This is a genomic window from Rhodococcus sp. Q1, assembly GCF_004153645.1.
Classification (GTDB): domain Bacteria; phylum Actinomycetota; class Actinomycetes; order Mycobacteriales; family Mycobacteriaceae; genus Rhodococcus; species Rhodococcus gordoniae.
The window spans coordinates 206,105-229,059 of record NZ_SDMJ01000003.1 but is presented as its reverse complement, the minus strand read 5'-3'; the positions used below and the strand labels follow the sequence as shown (position 1 = coordinate 229,059).

Annotated in this window: 20 protein-coding genes; 3 read left to right on the top strand and 17 right to left on the bottom strand. The window is 67.8% G+C overall.

What is annotated here, in order from left to right:
• Nucleotides 1-47 precede the first annotated feature (47 nt).
• From EQ874_RS09575 to thyX, 4 genes are all read right to left on the bottom strand, one after another.
• A complete protein-coding gene (locus tag EQ874_RS09575) occupies nucleotides 48-674 on the bottom strand; it encodes a TIGR03085 family metal-binding protein (RefSeq protein ID WP_064065147.1) in 627 nt (208 codons plus the stop codon).
• A gap of 77 nt (nucleotides 675-751) precedes the next feature.
• Nucleotides 752-2,557: a ribonuclease J gene (locus EQ874_RS09570; protein ID WP_064065146.1), complete on the bottom strand. Its 1,806-nt coding sequence runs from the start codon at nucleotides 2,555-2,557 to the stop codon at nucleotides 752-754.
• Nucleotides 2,557-3,462 carry a 4-hydroxy-tetrahydrodipicolinate synthase gene (dapA, locus tag EQ874_RS09565; protein ID WP_129976628.1) on the bottom strand — a complete coding sequence of 302 codons (906 nt, stop codon included), beginning with the start codon at nucleotides 3,460-3,462 and terminating at the stop codon, nucleotides 2,557-2,559. Before dapA ends, EQ874_RS09570 begins: the two co-directional genes overlap by 1 nt.
• Before the next feature lie 106 nt (nucleotides 3,463-3,568).
• A complete protein-coding gene (gene thyX, locus EQ874_RS09560) occupies nucleotides 3,569-4,324 on the bottom strand; it encodes an FAD-dependent thymidylate synthase (protein ID WP_129976627.1) in 756 nt (251 codons plus the stop codon).
• 142 nt (nucleotides 4,325-4,466) lie between these two features.
• Between thyX and EQ874_RS09555 the strand changes: the two genes are divergently transcribed.
• Together EQ874_RS09555 and EQ874_RS09550 are read left to right on the top strand one after the other, a co-directional pair.
• A complete protein-coding gene (locus tag EQ874_RS09555) occupies nucleotides 4,467-5,048 on the top strand; it encodes a hypothetical protein (protein WP_064065144.1) in 582 nt (193 codons plus the stop codon).
• A 58-nt stretch (nucleotides 5,049-5,106) separates the two neighbouring features.
• Complete coding sequence (locus EQ874_RS09550) at nucleotides 5,107-5,547, top strand: SRPBCC family protein (RefSeq protein WP_129976626.1); 441 nt, start codon at nucleotides 5,107-5,109, stop codon at nucleotides 5,545-5,547.
• Nucleotides 5,548-5,587: 40 nt separating this feature from the next.
• Here EQ874_RS09550 and EQ874_RS09545 read toward each other — a convergent pair whose 3' ends face one another.
• The 4 genes from EQ874_RS09545 to EQ874_RS09530 form a co-directional block, all read right to left on the bottom strand.
• Nucleotides 5,588-6,037, bottom strand: coding sequence for an NAD(P)H-dependent oxidoreductase (locus tag EQ874_RS09545; protein WP_026003178.1), 450 nt, complete (start codon nucleotides 6,035-6,037; stop codon nucleotides 5,588-5,590).
• Nucleotides 6,038-6,182: 145 nt separating this feature from the next.
• The gene (locus EQ874_RS09540) at nucleotides 6,183-6,662 is read right to left on the bottom strand and encodes a hypothetical protein (protein ID WP_064065141.1); all 480 of its coding nucleotides are present in this window, start codon (nucleotides 6,660-6,662) and stop codon (nucleotides 6,183-6,185) included.
• The gene (gene dapB / locus EQ874_RS09535; protein ID WP_172506095.1) at nucleotides 6,659-7,414 is read right to left on the bottom strand and encodes a 4-hydroxy-tetrahydrodipicolinate reductase; all 756 of its coding nucleotides are present in this window, start codon (nucleotides 7,412-7,414) and stop codon (nucleotides 6,659-6,661) included. Before dapB ends, EQ874_RS09540 begins: the two co-directional genes overlap by 4 nt.
• A gap of 104 nt (nucleotides 7,415-7,518) precedes the next feature.
• Nucleotides 7,519-8,124 (bottom strand): TetR family transcriptional regulator, encoded by a 606-nt coding sequence (locus EQ874_RS09530; protein ID WP_129976624.1) that lies wholly within the window; start codon nucleotides 8,122-8,124, stop codon nucleotides 7,519-7,521.
• A 23-nt stretch (nucleotides 8,125-8,147) separates the two neighbouring features.
• Here EQ874_RS09530 and zapE point away from each other — a divergent pair, with 23 nt between their 5' ends.
• On the top strand, nucleotides 8,148-9,212 hold the full coding sequence (gene zapE / locus EQ874_RS09525) for a cell division protein ZapE (RefSeq protein ID WP_347400868.1): 1,065 nt from the start codon (nucleotides 8,148-8,150) through the stop codon (nucleotides 9,210-9,212).
• Here zapE and EQ874_RS09520 read toward each other — a convergent pair.
• The 9 genes from EQ874_RS09520 to EQ874_RS09475 form a co-directional block, all read right to left on the bottom strand.
• Nucleotides 9,161-10,498 (bottom strand): pitrilysin family protein, encoded by a 1,338-nt coding sequence (locus EQ874_RS09520; protein WP_129976623.1) that lies wholly within the window; start codon nucleotides 10,496-10,498, stop codon nucleotides 9,161-9,163. The genes zapE and EQ874_RS09520 overlap by 52 nt on opposite strands.
• Before the next feature lie 85 nt (nucleotides 10,499-10,583).
• Nucleotides 10,584-11,315: a respiratory nitrate reductase subunit gamma gene (gene narI, locus EQ874_RS09515; protein ID WP_129976622.1), complete on the bottom strand. Its 732-nt coding sequence runs from the start codon at nucleotides 11,313-11,315 to the stop codon at nucleotides 10,584-10,586.
• A complete protein-coding gene (narJ, locus tag EQ874_RS09510) occupies nucleotides 11,312-11,995 on the bottom strand; it encodes a nitrate reductase molybdenum cofactor assembly chaperone (RefSeq protein WP_129976621.1) in 684 nt (227 codons plus the stop codon). Before narJ ends, narI begins: the two co-directional genes overlap by 4 nt.
• Nucleotides 11,992-13,662, bottom strand: coding sequence for a nitrate reductase subunit beta (narH, locus tag EQ874_RS09505; RefSeq protein ID WP_129976620.1), 1,671 nt, complete (start codon nucleotides 13,660-13,662; stop codon nucleotides 11,992-11,994). The genes narJ and narH overlap by 4 nt, the downstream gene beginning before the upstream one ends.
• Nucleotides 13,663-13,714: 52 nt before the next feature.
• A complete protein-coding gene (locus EQ874_RS09500) occupies nucleotides 13,715-17,410 on the bottom strand; it encodes a nitrate reductase subunit alpha (protein WP_129976619.1) in 3,696 nt (1,231 codons plus the stop codon).
• Nucleotides 17,407-18,666 carry a nitrate/nitrite transporter gene (locus tag EQ874_RS09495; protein ID WP_129976618.1) on the bottom strand — a complete coding sequence of 420 codons (1,260 nt, stop codon included), beginning with the start codon at nucleotides 18,664-18,666 and terminating at the stop codon, nucleotides 17,407-17,409. Before EQ874_RS09495 ends, EQ874_RS09500 begins: the two co-directional genes overlap by 4 nt.
• Before the next feature lie 190 nt (nucleotides 18,667-18,856).
• Entirely contained in the window at nucleotides 18,857-21,142 is a 2,286-nt protein-coding gene (locus EQ874_RS09490) for a polyribonucleotide nucleotidyltransferase (RefSeq protein WP_129976617.1), read from the bottom strand.
• 324 nt (nucleotides 21,143-21,466) lie between these two features.
• Nucleotides 21,467-21,736 (bottom strand): 30S ribosomal protein S15, encoded by a 270-nt coding sequence (gene rpsO / locus EQ874_RS09480; RefSeq protein WP_016933072.1) that lies wholly within the window; start codon nucleotides 21,734-21,736, stop codon nucleotides 21,467-21,469.
• Between the two features lie 167 nt (nucleotides 21,737-21,903).
• Nucleotides 21,904-22,869 (bottom strand): bifunctional riboflavin kinase/FAD synthetase, encoded by a 966-nt coding sequence (locus tag EQ874_RS09475; RefSeq protein ID WP_084421974.1) that lies wholly within the window; start codon nucleotides 22,867-22,869, stop codon nucleotides 21,904-21,906.
• Nucleotides 22,870-22,955: the final 86 nt, after the last annotated feature.

Genomic DNA, 22,955 nt, shown 5'->3' with positions numbered 1-22,955 from the left:
ACGGGTACCGGACGGCGGCACTGGTCACACGTCGTCCGGAACGGTCCTCACAGTCCGCGTTTCGATCCCGCCAGCTCGGTCACCGCCGGCTCGTCGCCCTGGATCTCCAACCGCACCTCGTCGCGGCCGAACGCGTGCAGCACGAGTTCGGACGGCTCGCCGCGCAGCACGACGGTGCGCGGTCCACGCTTGCGCACGGTGACCTTCTCCCCCGAGTCCGACCTCTCGAACACCACGGTGACGTCGCACCCGCCGTAGCTGTTGCGGCCGAGCATCCGCGCGATCCGCCAGAGCTGATCCTGGTCGTCCGTCGACAACGCTCGCGGTTCCCATCCGGGCTGCGCACGGCGCACGTCCTCGTGGTGCACGAACATCTCCGCCGCGTTGGCGACGGCATCGAGCAGGAACATCGGCGACCACTTCGGCGGACCGGAATCGACGTCGGCGAGCAGGTGCGCCCACTGCCGGTCGGTGGTGGAGCGCCGCACCTTCTCCGTGTGCCCCGCCAGGGCGGGGACGACGATGCCGGGCATCGCGTCGACTCGGCGCTCGCGGACGAGCAGGTGCGCGGCGAGATCCCGGACCGTCCAGTCGCCGCAGAGCGTGGGCGCGTCGGGTCCGACCTCGGACATGGTGCGGACGAGGGCATGTCGTTCGCTGCGGGCGAGGCTCATTCCGCCACTCTAGCGATCGCTCCTGCCCTCGCCCATCGCGCGAGCCCGCGTGTCCTCCGGGCCCGCGCCGACCGTGTTCAGGAGACCGGAATCACCGTGGGCACGATCATCGGACGACGGCGATAGGTGTCGGCGACCCAGCGGCCGACGACGCGGCGGATGCCCTGAGCGATGCGGTGGGTCTCCGTGACGCCTTCGGCGGCGAGTTCGTTGAGCGCCTTGTCCACGAGCTGCGCCGCTTCGTTCAGAGCGGCCGGGTCGTCGGAGAAGCCGCGACCCGAGACCTCCGGAGTGCTCACCGCACGGCCGGTGGTGGCATCCACCGCGACGGAGATCGAGATGAAGCCGCCTTCGCCGAGCACGAGACGATCGGAGAGCGTGGACTCCCCCACGTCGCCCACCGACAGACCGTCGACGTAGACGTGACCGACCGGGACCCGCCCGACGATCTGCGCGAGCCCGTCGACCATGTCGACGACCACACCGTCCTCCGCGAGCACGATCCGCTCGCGGGGAACACCCGTGGCCTCGGCGAGGGCGGCGTTCGCCCGCAGGTGGCGCCATTCGCCGTGAACCGGCATCGCGTTGGTCGGGCGCACCGCGTTGTAGAGATAGAGCAGCTCGCCGGCCGAAGCGTGACCGGAGACGTGCACCTTCGCGTTCTGCTGGGTGACGACCTTCGCTCCGCGCTTGGCGAGACCGTTGACGACCGCGAACACGGAGTTCTCGTTGCCGGGGATCAGCGACGACGCGAGCACGACGAGGTCGTCGGCCCGGATGTTGATCTGCCGGTGCTCGCCTCGGGCCATCCGGGACAGCGCCGAGAGCGGTTCGCCCTGCGAACCGGTGGACACCAGCACGATGCGGTCGTCGGGAAGGCTCGCGGCGGTGTCGATGTCGACCTCGAGGCCGTCGGGCACGTTCAGATAGCCCAGATCCTGCGCGATCTGCATGTTGCGGACCATCGACCGGCCGACGAACGCCACGCGCCGGTTGTAACGCTCGGCGACGTCGATGATCTGCTGGATCCGGTGCACGTGGCTCGCGAAGGACGCGACGATCACCCGATTGGTGGCCTTGCCGATGACGGTGTCGAGCACTCCGCCGATCTCGCGCTCGGGTGTCACGAAACCGGGGACCTCGGCGTTCGTCGAGTCGACGAGGAACAGGTCGACACCCTCGTCGCCGAGGCGGGAGAAGCCCGCGAGATCGGTGAGGCGGTTGTCGAGCGGCAGCTGGTCGAGCTTGATGTCGCCGGTGTGCAGCACGACGCCCGCGGCCGTGCGGATCGCGACGGCGATCGCGTCCGGGATGGAGTGGTTGACCGCGAAGTACTCGCACTCGAACGGTCCGTGCGAGGTGGTCTGCCCCTCGACGACCTCGACGAGGTTGGGACGCTGACGGTGTTCGCGGCACTTGGCGGCGACCAGCGCCAGGGTGAACTTCGAACCGACGACCGGGATGTCGGGCCGCAGACGCAGCAGGAACGGCACGGCACCGATGTGGTCCTCGTGGCCGTGGGTGAGGACGATCGCCTCGACGTCGTCCATCCGGTCCTCGATGTACCGGAAGTCGGGCAGGATCAGGTCGACGCCCGGCTGCTGGTCTTCGGGGAAGAGCACACCGCAGTCGACGATCAGGAGCCGTCCCTGGTGCTCGAACACCGTCATGTTGCGGCCGATCTCGCCGATACCGCCGAGCGCGACGACCCGCAGACCGTCGCGAGGGGCCTTGGGGGGCGTACCCAACCGCTCGGTGGGATCGGCGATGCGTGCATCGGGTCGCTGGGGGGTGGCGGAGTTCTGCACCACCCGGCGCGGGGCGCGGGAGGGCGGACCGGCATTGCGGGTGGCGCGGCCGCGGCCACGATCGGGGCGGCTCATCACAGCACCCCCGCAGCCTGGAGATCCGCCGCGAGAGCGTCGATCTGCGCAGTCACCGGAGCGACCTGCGGCAGACGAGGCTCTCCGACATCGATGCCGAGAAGTCGCAAACCCGCCTTCGAGGCACTCACCCCTCCCAGTCGCGCGACGGCCCGGTAGATGGGGACCATCGACAAATTGATACGGCGCGCGAGTTCGAGATCACCGGCCTCGAAGGCGGTGTGCAACTCGCGGAGGCGACCGGGCACGAGATGGCCGATCACGCTGACGAATCCGACGGCACCGACGGACAGCCACGGCAGGTTCAGCGGGTCGTCGCCCGAGTAGAACTTCAGGTCGGTGGTGCCGATCAGTTCGGCACCCGCATTCAGGTCGCCCTTGGCGTCCTTGACCGCGACGATCCGCGGGTGCTCGGCGAGCAGACGCAGCGTATCGGTCTCGATCGGCACGACGGATCGCGGTGGAATGTCGTAGAGCATGACCGGCAGATCGGTCGCGTCGGCCACCGCGACGAAGTGAGCGTAGAGACCGGCCTGCGGGGGACGCGAATAGTACGGGGTCACCACGAGCAGTCCGTGTGCACCGGCCCGCGCGGCGTCGCGGGCGAGTTCGGCACTGTGGGCGGTGTCGTTGCTGCCGGCGCCGGCGATGATCTTGGCGCGGTCGCCGACGGATGCGAGCACGGCCCGCATCAACTCGATCTTCTCGTTCTCGGTCGTCGTGGGCGATTCGCCGGTCGTACCGGCGAGAACCAGTGCGTCGCAGCCACCGTCGACGAGGTAGTTCGCCAGACGCACGCCCGCATCCACGTCGAGCTTGCCATCGGCAGTGAACGGGGTCACCATCGCTGTGGCGACGGTGCCGAACGGAAGCTCGACAGCAGATGCGGAATCACCGTTGGTCATGGTCAGAAGGCTACCGCGTGGCAGTGCCGCCTCGACACACGCCCGCCCCTCGAAGACGGATCGGAGATCGGTGACCTGGTCGATCGGAGATCGGTGACCTGGTCGATCAGAGATCGGTCGCGAGCGTGGGGGCAGCGATCTCGCTGCCGTCGGGCAACTTCGTGATCGTGAAGTCCGAGAACGCGTTCGGTGCTGCCTCCGCGAGCTGCCGTACACATTCGACGGCGAGACGCCGGATCTCGACGTCCGCGTGTTCGGTCGCCCGCATGGCCACGAAATGTCGCCACGAGCGGTAGTTGCCGGTGACCACGATCCGGGTCTCGGTGGCGTTGGGGAGCACCGCCCGTGCGGCCTCCCGAACCTGCTTGGCACGCAGCGGCCCGGCAGGGAGATGCGCCAGCTTCTCGTCGAGCGCCGCCAGCAGTGCCACATAGGCCTCCCGGCTGCGTTCCGCGGCGGCGAAGAACAGCTCCTCGAGTTCGGCATCACCCGCGATCGCCGGCGGAACCACCACCGGTACGTCGCCGTCGGCGACGAAACGCTGGGACAGCTGCGAGAACGAGAAATGCCGGTGACGGATCAATTCGTGCGTGCACGAGCGCGAGATGCCGGTGATGTAGAAGGTCGCGGTGGCGTGCTCGAGAACGGACAGATGCCCGACGGTGAGCAGGTGGCGGAGGTATCCGGCGTTCGTCGCCGTGCGGGGGTTGGGTTTCGACCAGCTCTGGTAACAGGCGCGACCGGCGAACTCGACCAATGCTTCGCCGCCCTCGGCGTCGGTCTCCCAGGCGACATCGTCGGGGAGATGGAACTCCGTCGTGGCGATGAGCCGGACCTTCGGATCGGCGGATTCGGGCGCCATCGTCTCCTCCTCGCCTCTGCCGTTGCGCCCTCCGGGACGCACGGTTCCTTCCGTCCGCACAGTAACGCTCCTCGACCTGCACCGATCGATGACGTCACCATGACACCTTGCCTGGCGCCACCGATGACGCCACACTGGCGTCATGGATATCGACAAGTACACGTCCGCCATCACCGACTCCGTGATCGCGGCGGCCGAACTCGGCGACGAACAGACCCGGCGTACCGCCGCGGCCCTGGCGACGGCCATCGCCGCTCCTGTCCGGCTCGCGGTCCTGGCCGCCCTGTCCGACATGGCCAACGAGGTCAGCGACGAACTCGGCGACCGCACGGTCACCGTGCGTCTCGACGGCACCGACGCGGTCCTCGCCGTCCACAGCGAACCCGCTGCCCCGCACGAGGATCCGACGCCGTCCTTCGAGGAGATGACGGGCGACATCAGCCGGGTGACGCTGCGCCTCGTCGAGCAGATCAAGACCAAGGCGGAGGAAGCGGCCCAGCAGAGCGGCCTGTCGCTCAACTCCTGGATGGCACAGGCCGTGCAGGGCGCGCTCCGGGAGCAGATGCGCTACCAACGCCGGGCCGACGAATGGCGCCGCCGGGGCGGCTGGGCCGAGCCCACGCCGCCCGCACCCAGCGAGCAGCAGCCGTCCGAGCGCCACGACACCACCGGACCGGACGACACCGCCGGCCGCGACGACACGGGTCCTCGCGCCGACACGTGAGGCAACTCACCGCGCGATAGAGTGCCGACGCACACACATCGGGCGACGCGGAGGGCGCATGACGGTCAGCAGCACCAGGAGTTTCGACATCGACGCACACCCCGAGCAGGTGATGGCCGCACTCGCCGCGGTCGAACGCCTGCCCGAGTGGTCGTCGACCCACAAGTCCGTCACCGTCGAGTCCACCCACCCCGACGGACGGCCGCACCGCGTGCGGATGACGGTCTCGATCGTCGGCATCACCGACGAGCAGGTCGTCGAGTACTCGTGGAACGGGGACGAGTCGATGGCGTGGACGCTGGTGGAGAGCAGCCAGCAGCGGCAGCAGGACGGCGCCTACACCCTTGCCGCCACGGGATCCGGCACGGCGGTCGACTTCTCGCTGACCATCGACCCGAAGATCCCCGTCCCCGGCTTCCTCGTCCGGCGCGCCGAGAAGATGGCCCTCGAGACCGCCGGAAAGGGACTGAAGTCGTTCACGGAAAAGAACTTCCGCTGATCGCGGGGTGAAGGACGTCCGCTGATCGCGGGCGATCGATTCAGATCTCACCGGCTGCGGTCGCCGCGACGACGGCGCCGAGCTCGTAGCACTGTTCGCGCACCTTCGCGTCGACCGGCCCGGTGATCTCGAGGTCGGCGGCGGCCTGCACGAGGCCCAGCCCGGTGGTCAGGCGGCGAACCGACGCCACCGCCCCGGCAATGTCGTTGTTCCCGTGCACCCACAGCCCGTAGGGGCGGCCGGCCACGGCGTCGAGACACGGATAGTAGACGGTGTCGAAGAAGTGCTTGAGCGCACCCGACATGTAGCCGAAATTGGCAGGGGTGCCGAACAGGAAGCCGTCCGCAGCCAGCACATCGGGGACGGTGGCGCCCAGTGCGGGAACCACCCGGACGGTGACGCCCGCGATCTCCGGATCCCGAGCACCGGCCAGTACCGCTTCCAGGATCTCGCGGGTGGGCGGCGAGGGGGTGTGGTGCACCACCAGCACCGTGCGGGATCCGTCCCCGCGTCCCGTCTCGCCCGGTCCTGCCTGGTCGCCCGCAGCCTCGTCCGTCACATCAGCAGGTTGCTGCACCCGTGCGGGGTTGTCAAAGCCGCTCGCCGCTCAGGGAAGTCGACCGCAGCGTGCGGCTTCAGGAACCGCTGTGGCCGTCCCGTTCGAGCTTCTCGAGCGCGACGGCCCGACGCATGGTCTCACGCGCACGACTGCGGTCGCCCGCATAATCGTAGGCGCGCGCGAGCCGGTAGGAGCTGCGCCAATTGTCGGGGTCTGCTTCCCATTCCTGCTTCACGGTCGCGAACAGTTCGTCGGCGGCGTCCCGCTCGATCCGGCCCGACGGCATGCGAGGCAGATCGTCGATGTCGAGTTCGAGCCCCTCGTCGTGGATCCGCTGCGCGAGGTGCTGATGTTGCAGGCCGGCTCGGATGGTCGCGTAGACGATCCAGGCACCGACGACGGGGAGGATGAGGATCCCGATTCCCAGCCCGACTCCCGCGAACTCGCCGGATCGGATCAGCTTCAGGCCCGTGGAGCCGAGCAGAACGAAGTAGAACCCCAGCGCCACCACGATGAACGCGATGGGCACGAGGACTTTCAGCAGGCCGGTTCTCACAGGTCGAGGAGAGGATCGATTCCGACGGTCAGTCCCGGCCGCCGACCGATCTCTCGCACGCCGAGCAGCACGCCGGGTGCGAAGGAGGACCGGTCGATCGAGTCGTGCCGGATGGTGAGGGTCTCGCCCTCGGTGCCGAGCAGCACCTCCTGGTGGGCGACGAGCCCGGCGAGACGCACGGAGTGCACTCGGACACCGTCGACGTCGGCGCCACGTGCGCCCTCGAGTTCGGTGGTGGTGGCGTCCGGACTCGACGCCACCCCCGCCTCGGCGCGTGCCTGTGCGATCAGTCGAGCGGTGCGGAAAGCCGTGCCGGACGGAGCATCGGCCTTGTTCGGATGGTGCAGCTCGATCACCTCGACCGAATCGAAGAACCGGGCCGCGGCCTGGGCGAAGCGCATCGACAGCACGGCACCGATCGCGAAGTTCGGTGCGATGAGCACGCCCACCTCGGGGCGGTCGGCGAGCCAGCTCCGCACGCGATCCAGCCGCTCGTCGTCGAAGCCGGTGGTGCCGACCACGGCGTGGATGCCGTTCTCGACGAGGAAGTGCAGGTTGTCCATGACGACGTCGGGATGGGTGAAGTCGACGACCACCTGGGTCTGCGAGCTCACGAAGGCGTCGAGGCCGTCGCCCTTGTCGACGGTGGCGACGAGCTCGAGATCGGGCGCGGCGTCGACAGCGGCGCAGATCGCCTGACCGACCTTGCCGGCAGCACCGAGTACACCCACCCGAACCGTTGTTGCATCCACTTGCGTCGTCACGCCCTTTCGTTGCCGTCTCCCGGAAATCCTACGCAATCACCTGCGGATGTCCCGAGCGGGTCGCGTGCCGTCCACCGCTGCACACGGGCGTCCTACTGCCGGGCGCAGAGAGCGTCCAGCCAGAGACCGACCGTCGAACGGATCTCGTCGACCCGCACCGTCACCGAACCCGAGGACGCGTGGGCGCGTGTGCCGTGGGTGCGGTCGAACAGCACTCCTTCGAGCAGGGTCACCAGATCCCGCGCCGCCGTGTCGGGGTGGGACGCACCGAGGTCCCGCATGAGTCCGGTCGCGGCGGGGACGGAGAACATGCAGCCCGCCAGCGCCTCGGCCGTGCCGGGTTCGATCTGCGCGTCGGTCGCGAGCGCGTAGCGGGCGAGCACGTCGGTCCGCCGCGCGGTGAGCAGTCGTTCGAGGTAGTTCGCGATCAGGTCGGCGGGTCCGCGCGACTCGTCGCCGGGCGGCGCGGGGAACAGTGCGGCGAAATCGGCGCGCGACCGTTCGGTGAGACGGGCGATCGCAGCCGCGACGAGGGCGTGGCGGGTGCGGAAATAGTAGGAGGTCGAGCCCTTCGCCAGGCCGAGATGCATGTCGATGCCCGTGTGCGTCACCGCGTGGTTGCCACCGCGGGCGGCCAGTTCGAGGGCGGCGTCACTGATGGCCGTGCGCCGGGACGGGCGTTCGCGAGAGATCGTCACTCTACGATGATAGAGTCGGGTTCGTGAGGTTGCGACGCCGCAGTGACCCCGTCATCTCGAACCCGGTCTCCCGAACCGTGTTCGACGACGCCGCGCGCAGCCGGGGATTCGTGCTCGACTCCGCGCAATACGACGCCGTCGAGCAGCTGTGCCATCCCGGTTGCCCGAACGTCTACCTGTGGGGGCCGCCCGGGCGCGGCAAGAGCTGGCTCGCCGACGTGTACTTCTCGGCGTTCCCCGGACGGAACAAACTGCGCATGCATTTCCACGAGTTCTTCCGCGACCTGCACATCGAACTCCGGCGGCACCGCTTCGATCTCGGAGCCGCCCTCGATCGTCTGACCGGCCACGCCGAACTCGTCTGCTTCGACGAGTTCCACGTCCACGACCCTGCGGACGGCACGTTCGTCGCCCGGTTGCTCCCCGCGCTGCTCGCTCGTCGCACGCGTCTCGTCCTGACATCGAACTATCCGCCCCACGAGCTGCTCCCCAACCCCCTCTTCCACGACGACTTCCTCCCGACGATCGAACTCGTCGAGCGCTCCACGACGGTCGTCGCCCTGGACGGACCGCGCGATCACCGGCTCGATTCCGACCACGTGCGGGGGTTCGCGTCGGGGATCTGGACGACGGGCACGTCCGACCGGCAGTTACGACTTCTGGGGCTCACCCGGCCCATACCGGCCGAACAACGGGTCCTGCACCCGGCGGGTCGCCCGCTGCGTGCGATGCGGGCCGACGAGGACTGTCTCTGGTTCGATTTCGGCGATCTCTGCGGGCACACCACGGCACCGGCCGACTATCTGGCGCTCGCGGCGGAGCACCTGTTCTGGGTCGTCGACGGGATCCCGGACCTGACGGCCGCGGGTCGGGAACCTGCCCAGCGGTTCGCCAATCTGGTCGACGTGCTCCACGACCGCGACGTGCGGGTCGTGTTCGTCTCGGAGGTCGCGGTGCCGGAACTCACCATCCCGGCGGGACCCGTCTCGCACGACATCGGACGCCTGCGGAGCCGACTGGCTCAGCTGAGGACGATTCAGGACACGAGGTCGCGGACCGATGCGGGGAGATCGCGAGGCCTACGGTAGGGCCCGGCGACGGCGACCGCGAACGGCCGGTGCAGCAGGTCGGCTGCCACGCTGCGCACCTCCTCGGTCGACACCGACGAAATGCGTTCGAGGGTCTCGGTGATGCTCCAGTGCTGTCCGTAGCTCAGCTCGCTGCGGCCGATCCGGTGCATACGCGCGCCGGTGTCCTCGAGTCCGAGAACGAGACCGCCACGCAGCGATCCCTTGGCGCGAGCACATTCCGCGTCGGTGATGCCGTGCTCGGCCACGTCGGTGAGCACCTCCCGGACCACGGCGGCGACCTCTCCGAGATTGTCGGGCTGGCACCCCGCGTACACGGAGAAAGCGCCGGTGTCGGCGAAGGTGTCGGTTCCGGAGTACACCGAGTAGGCCAGCCCCCGCTTCTCGCGCACCTCCTGGAACAGGCGTGAACTCAGACCGCCGCCGACTGCGGCGTTGAGCACCGACAGCGCCCAGCGGCGGCCGTCGTGCCGACCGAACGACCGCACACCGAGCGTGAGATGCGCCTGTTCGTTGTCGCGTTCGACGATGCTCGTCGTCGGGGTGGTCCGCAGTTCGAGTCGTCCGTTCCGGCACGGCGCGGGTGCGGCCGCCTCGTCCAGGTGCCCGGCGAAGGCGCGGCGCACCAGTTCGACCGTGTGCGCGTGGTCGACGTTGCCGGCCACCGCGACCACCATCCGCGGCGGCGTGTAGCGGCGGACGTGGAACGAATGCAGTTGTGTCCGGGTCATGGACTCGATCGACTCGACGGAACCGATGATCGGCCGGCCGATGGGATGGTCGCCGTACAGCGCGGTGAGCAGCGAGTCGCCGAGCAGGTCTTCGGGATCGTCGTCGCGCATCGCGATCTCTTCGAGCACCACCTGACGTTCCACGTCGACGTCCGCACTCAGGCACCGGCCGCGCAGGACGACGTCGGCGACGATGTCGACGGCGATCGGCAGGTCGTCGTCGAGCACGTGTGCGTAGAAGCAGGTGTGTTCCTTGCTGGTGAACGCGTTGAGCTCACCGCCGATCCCGTCCATCGTCTCGGCGATGTCGAGGGCGGTGCGCGTCGGTGTCGCCTTGAACAACAGGTGTTCGAGGAAGTGTGCGGCACCGGCGACCGACGGCTGTTCGTCGCGGGATCCGACACCGACCCACACACCGACCGCCGCGGAGCGCACTCCCGGAACGTGCTCGGTGACGACCCGCACTCCCCCGGGCAGGACCGAGCGCCGGACGCCGGTGTCCGCGACGGGCGCGGGGGTCGAAGCGTCGTTCTTCACGTGGGAACTGGAAGCCATGGGGATCTTCGATGGTCCTGACAGGTGGGAGGGCGCGGAACATTTCACAGTACACCGGAGCCCTCCCTCGGCAGCGGGCGCTCACTCACCACCCACGTCGTTGCGGTTGTGAACCCACGAGTCGGCCGGGGCGCGCCTCCTCCCGGCTGCGGTAGACGATGTACGGCCGGAACAGGTACCCGATCGGCGCGCTGAACGCGTGCACGAGACGCGTGAACGGCCAGATGGCGAACAGAACGAGACCGATCAGGGCGTGCAACCGAAAGCTGAAGGGTGCCTCCACCATCAGATCCCCGCGGGGCTGCAGCACCCAGATCGACCGGAACCACGGCGAGACGGTCTCCCGGTAGTTGTGCTCTTCGCCGACGACACCCGATCCCATCAGGGTGGTCGCGAGACCCGCGACGATCGCGGCGACCAGCACGACGTACATGAACTTGTCGTTCAGTGTCGTGGCGCTGAAGACGGGCCCGCGGGTGCGGCGGCGGTACACGAGCAGGGTGATCCCCACGAGCGTCGAGACGCCGGCGATGGTGCCGAGCAGGATCGCCTGGACGTGGTAGGCATGCTGACTCAACCCCACTGCGGCGGTCCACGACTGAGGAATCACCAGGCCGATGACGTGCCCGACGATCACGACCAGGATCCCGAAATGGAACATCGGGCTCGCGATGCGCAGCAACCGCGTTTCGTACAACTGGGACGAACGCGTGGTCCATCCGAACTTGTCGTATCGGTACCGCCACCAGGTGCCCACCACGACGACGGCCAGTGTCACATAGGGCACGACGTCCCAGAAGATCTCTCCTGCGGTCATGATTGCGAGGTTCCTTTCGGTGGCATCCGGCCGGTCCGGGGTGGCACCGTCAGCGTGAACGGCTGGAGACCGATCGATTCGCGGGGCGGTCCCGCCTGCGCGAGGCGCCGGGCCCGTTCCTCCTCCTGGTCGGTCGCCGGTGGGAGGGTTGCACAGACCGCCGCGACGACCTGCGCGTACGGGGAGCGCGCGTCGCGCAGGGAGGCATGCAGCACGTCCAACGCCAGCCGATAGCGGGTGAGGAGTTCCTCCCCGGAGGCGGGATCGACGTTCGCGGTGAACTCGAGGACCACCGGGAGATGGTCGGGTGACTCGTGCGCAGGAGGCACGACACCCGCGGCACGATAGACACTCGCGAAGGTGTGCATCTCGGCTCCGCGGTTGCGCGTGTCCCCCGATGTCCAGTAGGTCAGGTACATCGTCGACCGCCGCCGCAGGTCGAAGGTCTCGACGTACTGCTGTGCCGTGGAGAGAAGGTCTTTCGCGCCCAGTTCACGAGCGGCCGTACCCAGCATGTCCTTTTCGGGCCCGGTCATGTGCTCGAGAAACTGGTCGACCGTACCGAGCCGTTCGCGGTGCCCCTTGTCGGGATAGGCGAGCAGCAGGGACGCGGACTGACGGACGAGACGGTGGTGCAGGGCGCGATCGGGGGCCGCGCGTCGTGAACGCAGCAGTCTCATCGTCGGTCCCCGTCCCCGTCACGTCCCCCCGGGAACATGCCGGTCGGCACGCCTTTACCGTCCCAGTTGAGCAGGTTCACCCGCGAGGGATTCGCCGCGTTCGCCCCCAGGCCTTCGCTGGTCTGCCGCTGGGCGAGAGCGTGGAAGTTTTCGACCGCCACCGGGACGGGGGCACCACTGGCCTCACCGAACGGTCCGGAGTCGTACATCCCGGGTCCACCCTCGTAGGACAGCGCGCAGTCCGTCGCGGTCTCCTCCAGCCGATGACCTTCGACCGCGTACGCGGTCGGGATGACGTACCGCTCGTCGTACTTGGCGAGCGCGAGGAGCCGGTACATCGCGTAGATCTGCTCTTCGCTCATGCCCACGGATTCGGGGATCTCGGGACGGGTCTCGCGTCCCAGATTGATGTCGCGCATGTACGAGCGCATCGCGGCGAGCCGGCGCAACACGGCCTCGACGACACCGGTGTCTCCGGCCGTGAACAGTTCCGCGAGGTACGCGACAGGGATACGCAGTGCGTCCAGGGCGCCGAAGAGATTGCCGATGTCCTCGCCGTCGTGCCCCTCGCGGCTGACGGCGTCGACGACGGGCGAGAGCGGTGGCACGTACCAGACCATGGGCATCGTCCGATATTCCGGATGCAGGGGCAACGCCACCCGGTAGGTGCTGATGAGGTCGTAGACGGGTGAACGCTGGGCGGCCTCGATCCACTCGTCGGAGATGCCTTCGGCGCGGGCACCGGCGATCACCTCGGGATCCTTCGGATCGAGCAGCACATTGCGCTGCGCTCCGTACAGGTCGGTGTCGTTCTCCACCGAGGCAGCTTCGAGGACGCGATCGACGTCGTAGAGGACGAGACCGATGTACCTGAGCCGGCCGACACACGTCTCCGAACACACCGTCGGCAATCCGACCTCGACCCGCGGATAGCAGAAGGTGCACTTCTCGGCCTTGCCGGTCTTGTGGTTGAAATACACCTTCTTGTACGGACATCCGGACACACACATCCGCCAGCCGCGGCACCGGTCCTGATCGACGAGCACGATCCCGTCCTCCGTCCGCTTGTACATCGCGCCGGAGGGGCACGACGCCACACACGACGGGTTCAGGCAGTGCTCGCAGATCCGCGGCAGGTAGAACATGAAGGTCTGCTCGAACTCGAGTTTCACCTGTTCGCCGACCTTCTTCAGGATCGGGTCGTCGGGCACGATCGTCGGAGAACCACCGAGGTTGTCGTCCCAATTCGCCGACCACTCCACCTTCATGGGCTCGCCGGAGATCAGACTGCGCGGCGTCGCCACCGGGATGTGCTCGCCGAGCGGGGCATCGGTGAGGTTGTCGTAGTCGTAGGTCCACGGTTCGTAGTAGTCCTGGATCGAGGGCATCTTCGGATTCGAGAAGATACGGGCGAGTTTCGCGAAGCGTCCGCCGTCGCGGAGGCGCACGCGGCCCCGGGAGTCCCGGATCCACCCGCCCCGCCAGCGTTCCTGGTCTTCGTACGTCCGCGGATATCCTTGCCCCGGGCGCGTTTCGACGTTGTTGAACCATACGTACTCGGTGCCCGATCTGTTGGTCCACGCCTGTTTACAGGTCACCGAACAGGTATGGCATCCGATGCACTTGTCGAGGTTCATCACCATCGCCAGCTGTGCCATGACCTTCACGACCGCCTCGCTTCCTGCGCTCCGCCTCGTCCGGCCGCTCGTTCCGTGCGCATCAGTAGACGACCTCCTGCGATCTGCGCCGCACGATCGTCACCTCGTCGCGCTGGTTACCCGTGGGGCCGAGATAGTTGAACGCGTACGCGGTCTGCGCGTATCCCCCGGCCAGGTGGCTGGGCTTGATGAGGATGCGCGTCAGCGAGTTGTGGATACCGCCGCGCGTACCGGTGGTCTCCGTCCGTGGCACGTCGATGACACGATCCTGCGCGTGATAGACGAAGACGACGCCCTCGGGCATGCGGTGCGAGACGATCGCCCGGCACACGATGACACCGTTGCGGTTGACCGACTCCACCCAGTCGTTGTCGTTCACCGAGATCTTCGCGGCGTCGGCCGGTGACATCCACATGGTCGGTCCGCCCCGGGACAGCGACAGCATGAACAGGTTGTCCTGGTACTCCGAGTGGATCGACCACTTCGAGTGCGGTGTCAGATAACGCACCGTGAGACCGATGCCGTCGCCCGTACCGACCCTCGGCTCTCCGAACAGCCGCGACATGTCGAGTGGAGGGCGGTAGACGGGGAGCTGCTCACCGAGTTCCTCCAGCCAGTCGTGGTCGAGGTAGAAGTGCATCCGGCCCGTCAACGTGCGGAAGGGCTCGAGCTCCTCGATGTTCACCGTGAACGGCGAGTACCTGCGCCCTCCCGTCTCACTCCCCGACCATTCGGGGCTCGTGATGACGGGCACGGGACGGGCCTGGGTGTCGGCATAGGTGATTCGCCTTTCCTCGCTTCCCTCCGCCAGGTGCACGAGCCTTCGCCCGGTACGTTTCTCCAATTCGCGGAACCCCTGGACCGCCAATCTCCCGTTGGAGGTGCCGGACAGAGCGAGAATGGTGTCGGCCATACGCTCGGCGGTATCGATCGCCGGACGTCCCTGTCCGGCACCGGAATTCATGACACCGAACTTCTTCGCAAGTTCGGCGACCTCCCGATCCGGCCGGGTGGTCACGCCCTTGGTGTTGAGCCCGAGCGTCTCGACGAGCGGCCCGAGGGTGGCCCACTTCTCCGCGATCGCGCCGTAGTCGCGTTCGACGACCGTCAGCGGCCCCATCGTCTTCCCCGGAACCGGCACCTCGCCCGTCGACCGCCAGTCCCGCTCCGCGCCGGAGGGATACGCCATCGCTCCCGGGGTGTCGTGCTGCAGGGTTCCCATCACGATGTCGGTGCGGGTTCCGAGGTGCGTGCGCGCCAGACTGCTGAACACCTTCGCGATGGCGCCGAAGGCGTCGTAGTCCGAACGGGTCTCCCAGGGCGGGTCGACCGCCGCGGTGAAGGCGTGGATGTAGGGGTGCATGTCGGTGCTCGACAGATCACCCTTCTCGTACCACGTGGCAGCGGGCAGGACGACGTCGGAGAACAACGTCGTCGACGTCATCCGGAAGTCGATCGACATGAGCAGGTCGAGTTTTCCTTCGGGCAGGTCCTCCGGCCGGACCACCTCGCCCGGACGCAGATCCGGTGCCGTGGGATCGGCCTGCACGTTCGAATCGGTACCGAGCAGATGCCGCAGGAAGTACTCGTTGCCCTTGCTGGACGAGCCGAGCAGATTCGACCGCCACACGCTGAGCACCCGGGGCCAGTTGCGCGGGTCGTCCGGGTCGGTCACCGCGAGTTTCAGGTTCCCTTCCGCGAGTTGCTGCGCGACGTATTCCGGGATGTCCCGGCCCGCCGCGCGCGCGTCATCGACGACGTCGTGGGTATTGCGGTCGAACTGGGGATAGAAGGGCGACCAGCCCATCGCCACCGCGGACGCCATGACATCCATCGTGTGCTTGTCGCGAAAACGCCCGCGTCCCAGCGGGCTCGACAGCGCGTCGGCGCGATATCCGTCGTAACGCCATTGATCGGTGTGCACGTACCAGTAGGAGGTGCCGGCCATCTGCCGGGGCGGCCGGCTCCAGTCGGTCCCCATCGCCATCGCGGCCCATCCCGTGACCGGACGGCATTTCTCCTGGCCGACGTAGTGCGCCCACCCTCCTCCGTTGCGGCCCATGCAGCCGGTGAGCATGAGCAGCGCGAGCACTGCGCGATAGGTCGCGTCACCGTGGAACCACTGGCAGATGCCCGCGCCCATGATGATCATCGAACGCCCGCCCGATTCCTCGGCGTTGCGTGCGAACTCCTTCACGATTCGGATCGCTTGGGCCGCAGAGACTCCGGTGATCGCTTCCTGCCATGCCGGGGTGTACGGGGAGGTCGCGTCGTCGTACCCGCTCGGCCACTGCCCGGGTAGAGCGAGTCCCGGACGGGTCACTCCGTACTGCGCGAGCATCAGATCGAAGACGGTGCAGACGAGATGGTCCCCGACCCGACGGACCGGTACGCCCCGTTCGATGCTCTCACCGTGGCCGTCGACGGTGTCGAAACTCGGCAGGTACACCGTGGCGGTCTCCCCCGCTCTCCCACCCGCGGGCGCGACCGTCAGTGTCGGGACGAGGTCGCCGAGTTCGAGATTCCACTTGCCGACACCGTCGTCGCCGTAGCGGAAGCCGAGCGAGCCCGGTGGCACGACGACCGTGTCGGTCGCCCCATCGAGGAGGACCGGTTTGAAGGCCGCGTTCTCGACGCTGTGCCCCAGGTCGGCAGCGGTGAGGTTCTTGCCCGGCACGAGCTTCCCGTCGCGTTCCTCGAGCCGCACGAGGAACGGCAGGTCGGTGTACCGGCGGACGTAGTCGACGAAGAACGGAACCCGCTGCTGCACATAGAATTCGTTCAGCAGCACATGTCCCATCGCCATCGCCAGGGCCCCGTCGGTACCTGCCGCGCACGGCATCCACTCGTCGGCGAACTTGGTGTTGTCGGCGTAATCGGGGCTCACCGAGACGACCTTGGTACCCCGGTAGCGGACCTCCGTCATCCAGTGCGCGTCCGGCGTGCGGGTGACCGGCACGTTCGAGCCCCACATCATCAGGTAGGAGGCATCCCACCAGTCCCCCGATTCCGGCACGTCGGTCTGGTCGCCGAAGACCTGCGGCGACGCCACCGGCAGGTCTGCGTACCAGTCGTAGAACGAGGTCATCACGCCGCCGAGCAGTTCGATGAACCGCGAACCGGCAGCGAACGAGACCATCGACATGGCGGGGATCGGAGAGAAGCCGGCCACCCGGTCGGGACCGTACACCTCGATGGTGTGGACGTGGGCCGCGGCGATCATCTCGGTGGCCTCGGCCCACGTGATCCTCACCAGCCCACCCTTACCGCGGGCACGCTGATAGCGCCGGCGGCGCTCGGGATCGCTCTGGATGTCGGCCCACGCGAGAACCGGATCGCCGAGCCGCTGTCTGGCCTCCCGGTACATCTCGACGAGCAGGCCCCGCGCGTACGGATACCGCACACGCGTCGGCGAGTAGGTGTACCAGGAGAATGCCGCGCCGCGCGGGCATCCCCGCGGTTCGTACTCCGGCCGGTCGGGACCCACTGTGGGATAATCGGTTTCCTGGGTCTCCCAGGTGATGATGCCGTCCTTGACGTAGATCTTCCACGAGCACGAGCCGGTGCAGTTCACCCCGTGGGTGGACCGGACGACCTTGTCGTGACTCCAGCGGTCCCGGTAGAAGATGTCGCCTTCGCGACCACCCCGCCGGGTGACGGTGCGTGTATCGGCGGACTGCTCGCCGGACGTGAAGAACCGTCCGCTGCGCACGAGCAGTTCCTCGATCCGGTTCCCGACTCCGGCGGTGTCCGTCACGGCTTCTCCTCACGTACCTCACGGTCGTCGCGGATCACGGAGCCTGCGGCCCGCGGGGGTGGTTCGTGGGCATGCAGGCGGAACGCGGTGTAGAGCAGGCACACCAGTGCGGTCGCGGCGAGCAGGAGCAGACCGACCGTGTAGTTGTTGTCCTCGGCGTTGTAGGTGGCGCCCATCACCAGAGGCGGGAAGTAGCCGCCCAGTCCTCCCGCCGCGGCCACGATGCCGGTGACGCTCCCCACCGCATGTGCGGGTGCCCGCCGGGCCACCCAGGCGAAGACGCCGCCGGTTCCGATGCCGAGGAAGATCGCCAGCGTGATGAAGGTGGCGGCCGACCACAGGTCCGCCGGGGGCTTGAAGGTCGCGATCACGGCCATCACCGCGGTGCCGGCGAACGAGGTGAGCACGACGTATTTCGGGGGCACCCGATCCGACAGTGCTCCACCTACGGGCCGTGCGAGGACCGCGGCGACCGCGAAACCGGCGGTGCGTGTTCCGGCGTCGACGGTGGAGAAGTCGTAGATCGTCTTGATGTAGGTGGGCAGGTAGGTGCCGAACGCCACGAACCCGCCGAATACGACGGCGTAGAGGAACGACATCTCCCAGGTGACGCGGAGTTTCGCCGCGACGGCCAATTTCGGCAGGACCGGATCGGTGGTGGGGGTGAAACAAGGTGCGTTGCGCATCACGAGGATGCACACCACCGCCGTCACCGCGAGGGCCCCCGCGACGATCAGATGCGTGGGCACCAGCCCGAACCAGTTCACGAAGCGAGGGGTGAAGAAGGCGGACAGCGCGGTGCCGACCATGCCGGCGCCGAACACGCCGGTCGCGAAGCCCCGGCGGGCGGGTTCGTACCAGTTGTTGGCGAACGGGATACCGACGGCGAAGATGGTGCCCGCGATACCGAGGAAGAAGCCGCAGACGAGCAGGAGCGGAAACGACCCCGCTTCAGCGACGAACCCGACCGCGACGACGGGCACGATCGACAGCAGGGAGATGGCGATGAACATCGCCCGCCCGCCGTACCGGTCCGTCATCGCTCCCACCGCGATGCGGCCGAGGGAGCCGACGAGGATCGGTGTAGCCACCAGCATCGACGCTTCCGTGCTGCTGAGCGACATGTCGGTGGCGTAGGTCGTCGACAACGGCCCGATCATGTTCCAGGCCCAGAAGTTGATTGCGGACACCCAGGTCGCCAACGCCAGATTCGCGCCCTGCGCTCGTCCGAGACCTTCGGGAGTGGCGGTGCTCACACCTTCAGGAAACCATTCCTGCCGGTGCCGGGGACGCACTTCGGAAGATTCTCGCCTTCGCGACGTCCGGCCGTGGCACCCGGTGGTCGCCGGGCCGGAAACGACGCACCCGTGGTGCCCGAACGAATGTCGGGCACCACGGGTGCGAGTTCAGGCGCCTACCGGAAACCGGCAGGCGGCCGGGTGAGAATCAGGACTCGGCGCCCTCGCCGGTCGCAGTGGCCTCGGCCGATTCGTCCTCGACGGGGACGAGGCTGATCTTGCCGCGGTTGTCGATGTCGGCGATCTCGACACGGATCTTCGATCCGACGTTCACGACATCCTCGACCTTGGCGATGCGCTTGCCGTTGCCCAGCTTGCTGATGTGCACCAGTCCGTCGCGGCCGGGGAGCAGGGACACGAACGCGCCGAACGCCGTGGTCTTGACCACGGTGCCGAGGAAGCGCTCGCCGACCTTCGGCAGCTGCGGGTTGGCGATGGCGTTGATCTTGTCGATCGCGGCCTGCGCGGACGGGCCGTCCGCCGCACCGACGTAAACGGTGCCGTCATCTTCGATGGAGATGTTGGCGCCGGTCTCCTCGGTGATCGAGTTGATCATCTTGCCCTTGGGGCCGATGACCTCACCGATCTTGTCCACCGGGACCTTGATGGTGGTGATGCGCGGAGCGAACTCGCTCATCTCGTCCGGGGCGTCGATGGCCTCGGCCATGACCTCGAGGATCGTGGCGCGGGCGTCGTGGGCCTGCGAGAGCGCACCGGCGAGCACCTGCGAGGGAATGCCGTCGAGCTTGGTGTCGAGCTGCAGGGCCGTGACGAAGTCCTTGGTACCGGCGACCTTGAAGTCCATGTCGCCGAAGGCGTCCTCCGCACCGAGGATGTCGGTGAGGGCGACGTACCGGGTCTCGCGGGAACCGTCCTCGAGCTCGATCTCGTCGGAGACCAGGCCCATCGCGATACCCGCGACGGGAGCCTTGAGCGGCACACCGGCGTTGAGCATCGACAGGGTCGAGGCACACACCGAACCCATGGAGGTCGAGCCGTTGGAGCTCAGGGCCTCGGACACCTGACGGATCGCGTAGGGGAACTCCTCTTGGCTCGGGAGCACCGGCATCAGGGCGCGCTCGGCGAGCGCGCCGTGGCCGATCTCACGACGCTTCGGGGAGCCCACACGACCGGTCTCACCGGTGGAGTACGGCGGGAAGTTGTAGTGGTGCATGTAGCGCTTGCTGGTCTCGGGGCCGAGCGAGTCGACCTGCTGCGCCATCTTCACCATGTCGAGAGTGGTCACACCCATGATCTGGGTCTCGCCACGCTCGAACAGCGCCGAACCGTGCGCGCGCGGCACCACGGCGACCTCCGCCGAGAGCGCGCGGATGTCGGTGACACCGCGGCCGTCGATGCGGAACTGGTCGCGCAGGATGCGCTGACGCACGAGCTTCTTGGTGAGCGAGCGGAAGGCCGCGCCGATCTCCTTCTCGCGACCCTCGAAGTCCGGGGCGACCTGCTCGAGCACCTCGACCTTGATCTCGTCGGTGCGGTCGTCGCGGTCCTGCTTGCCGGCGATGGTGAGCGCCTCGGCGAGCTTCTCCGACGCTGCGGCCTCGACCGCGGCGTACACGTCGTCCTGGTAGGCCGGGAACAGCGGGAAATCACCGGTCGGCTTCGCGGAGGCGGCGGCGAGCTGCTGCTGCGCGATGCACAGGCGGGCGATGAAGGGCTTGGCAGCCTCGAGGCCCTCGGCGACGATCGTCTCGGTCGGTGCCTGCGCACCACCGTCGACGAGCGCGATGACGTTCTCGGTCGCCTCGGCCTCGACCATCATGATCGCGACGTCGGCGGTGTCCGGGTCGTCGGCTCCGCCGACGATCCGGCCGGCGACGACCATGTCGAAGACGGCGTTCTCGAGCTGCTCGACGGTCGGGAACGCGACCCACTGGCCCGACTTGTTGTCGTCGGAGGTGATCAGCGCGACACGCACGCCGCCGACGGGGCCGGAGAACGGCAGGCCCGCGAGCTGGGTGGACGCGGATGCGGCGTTGATGGCGACGACGTCGTAGAGGTCGTTCGGGTTCAGGCTCAGAACCGTGACGACGACCTGGATCTCGTTGCGCAGTCCGTCGACGAAGGACGGGCGCAGCGGCCGGTCGATCAGACGGCAGGTGAGGATCGCGTCGGTGGAGGGGCGTCCCTCACGACGGAAGAACGAGCCGGGGATGCGACCCGCGGCGTACATGCGCTCTTCGACGTCGACCGTCAGCGGAAAGAAATCGAAATGCTCTTTGGGCTGCTTCGACGCACTGGTGGCGGAGAGCAGCATGGTCTCGTCGTCGAGATAGGCGACGACCGAACCGGCGGCCTGGCGCGCGAGGCGGCCGGTCTCGAAACGGATGGTGCGGGTGCCGAAGGCACCGTTGTCGAGCGTCGCGGTGGTCTCGTAGACCCCTTCGTCGATCTCGACTGCGGTAGTGCTTGTCATCTGTATGTCTTCTCTTCCCTCTTCGTCTTCGCCGTACCCACGCGGGCGCCGCGACCCCCGTGGCCACGGCTGCGCACCGACTCACGGAGGCGGTCGTCGATCGAAACCCTCCGGCGGATTCGGGATACGACACCCGACGGGACCGGAAGGTCACTACCGAGGACCGACACCGTCGGTGCATACGGATCATCGCCTCTGGAGGCGATGGAAGTCGCCGGCCGAACCGGCACAAACACCGGCAGCCAACGAGGCCCAGTGTAATGGGTACCCCGTCGGCTGCCGGAAAAGATCAGCGAATGCAGATCAGGTCGTGTCGTGTCCGCGTCAGCGACGCAGACCCAGACGCTGGATGAGCGAGCGGTAACGCTCGACGTCGACCTTCTCGACGTACTTCAGCAGGCGGCGACGACGACCGACCAGCAGCAGCAGGCCGCGGCGGGAGTGGTGGTCGTGCTTGTGCTGCTTGAGGTGCTCGGTGAGGTCCACGATGCGCTTGGTGAGCAGCGCCACCTGCGCCTCGGGGGAACCGGTGTCGGTCTCGTGGAGGCCGTACTCGCCGAGGATCTGCTTCTTCTGGTCGGTGGTCAGAGCCACTGGGTCACTCCTGTACAACTGACGTCCGCGTGACGGAAGACGGACGAAGTCCGCCCGGTACGGCCGCCGCGAACCGCAGCACGCACCGACTGTCCAGTCTATCAGAGACGGTGGGGCCGTCGCCGAGCCTGCGTGCAGTGTCATCCGTTCCGACGACACGAACGTCGCTACGCGGTGTCCGTGAGAACCTGTCGTGCGCGTTCGGCGTCGCGGTGCATCGCGGAGATCAACGCTTCCACGGAATCGAACTTCTCCATGCCCCGCAGCCGCTCGACGAAATCGACCGCCACGTGCTGGCCGTACAGATCGGCCTTCTCGTCGAGGACGAACGCCTCCACCGTGCGCTTGCGTCCGGAGAAGGTGGGATTGGTGCCCACCGAGACTGCCGCGAGGTAGCGCTGACCGGCGGCCAGCCCCTCGACGGGCGAACCGGAGTCGAGCACGGTGAACCAGGCCGCGTAGACGCCGTCGGCGGGGATCGCCGCGTAGATCGGCGGGGCGACGTTGGCGGTCGGGAATCCGAGACCGCGTCCGCGACCGTCGCCGTGTACGACGACGCCCTCGACCCGATGCGGGCGCCCGAGCGCGTCCGCGGCCGCGGCGACGTCACCGGCGTCGACGCACGAACGGATGTACGTCGACGAGAACGTCACGGCGTGCTCGGCGACCAGTGTGAGCCCCTGCACCGCGAACCCGAAACGCTCGCCGATGGAGCGCAGCATGTCGACGGTGCCGGCCGCCTTCTTCCCGAAGGTGAAGTTCTCCCCCACGACGACCTCGGCCACGTGCAGTCGCTCGACGAGGATCTCGTGGGCATACCGCTCCGGCGAGAGCTTCATGAACTCCGGGGTGAAGGGCATGACGCAGAAGACGTCGATGCCGAGTTCCTCGGCGAGTTCGGCCCGTCGCGCCAGAGTGGTGAGCTGTGCGGGATGGCTACCCGGGCGGACCACTTCCATGGGGTGGGGATCGAAGGTCATGAGCACGGCGGCCACACCGCGCGCGCGGGCCGCTTCCACGGCACGCGCTATGAGCTGCTGATGGCCGCGGTGTACACCGTCGAACACACCGATCGTGAGTACACACCGACCCCAGTCCGCGGGAATTTCGTCCAGACCTCGCCATCTCTGCACATCGGCAGCCTACGGCGCGTGCACGGGTGGGGCACGTTCGGCTGTGCCACGGCGTGGCCGCGTGACGCTGACGGCCGTGCGAATGC

Coding starts and splice junctions, on each gene's coding strand:
- narI (WP_129976622.1), bottom strand. CDS start 11,315: ATGACCGCAGGAGAGATCTTCTGGGACGTCGTGCCCTATGTGACACTG.
- EQ874_RS09555 (WP_064065144.1), top strand. CDS start 4,467: ATGGATATCGACAAGTACACGTCCGCCATCACCGACTCCGTGATCGCG.
- EQ874_RS09575 (WP_064065147.1), bottom strand. CDS start 674: ATGAGCCTCGCCCGCAGCGAACGACATGCCCTCGTCCGCACCATGTCC.
- EQ874_RS09570 (WP_064065146.1), bottom strand. CDS start 2,557: ATGAGCCGCCCCGATCGTGGCCGCGGCCGCGCCACCCGCAATGCCGGT.
- narJ (WP_129976621.1), bottom strand. CDS start 11,995: ATGAGACTGCTGCGTTCACGACGCGCGGCCCCCGATCGCGCCCTGCAC.
- EQ874_RS09520 (WP_129976623.1), bottom strand. CDS start 10,498: ATGGCTTCCAGTTCCCACGTGAAGAACGACGCTTCGACCCCCGCGCCC.
- EQ874_RS09490 (WP_129976617.1), bottom strand. CDS start 21,142: ATGACAAGCACTACCGCAGTCGAGATCGACGAAGGGGTCTACGAGACC.
- dapA (WP_129976628.1), bottom strand. CDS start 3,462: ATGACCAACGGTGATTCCGCATCTGCTGTCGAGCTTCCGTTCGGCACC.
- EQ874_RS09550 (WP_129976626.1), top strand. CDS start 5,107: ATGACGGTCAGCAGCACCAGGAGTTTCGACATCGACGCACACCCCGAG.
- thyX (WP_129976627.1), bottom strand. CDS start 4,324: ATGGCGCCCGAATCCGCCGATCCGAAGGTCCGGCTCATCGCCACGACG.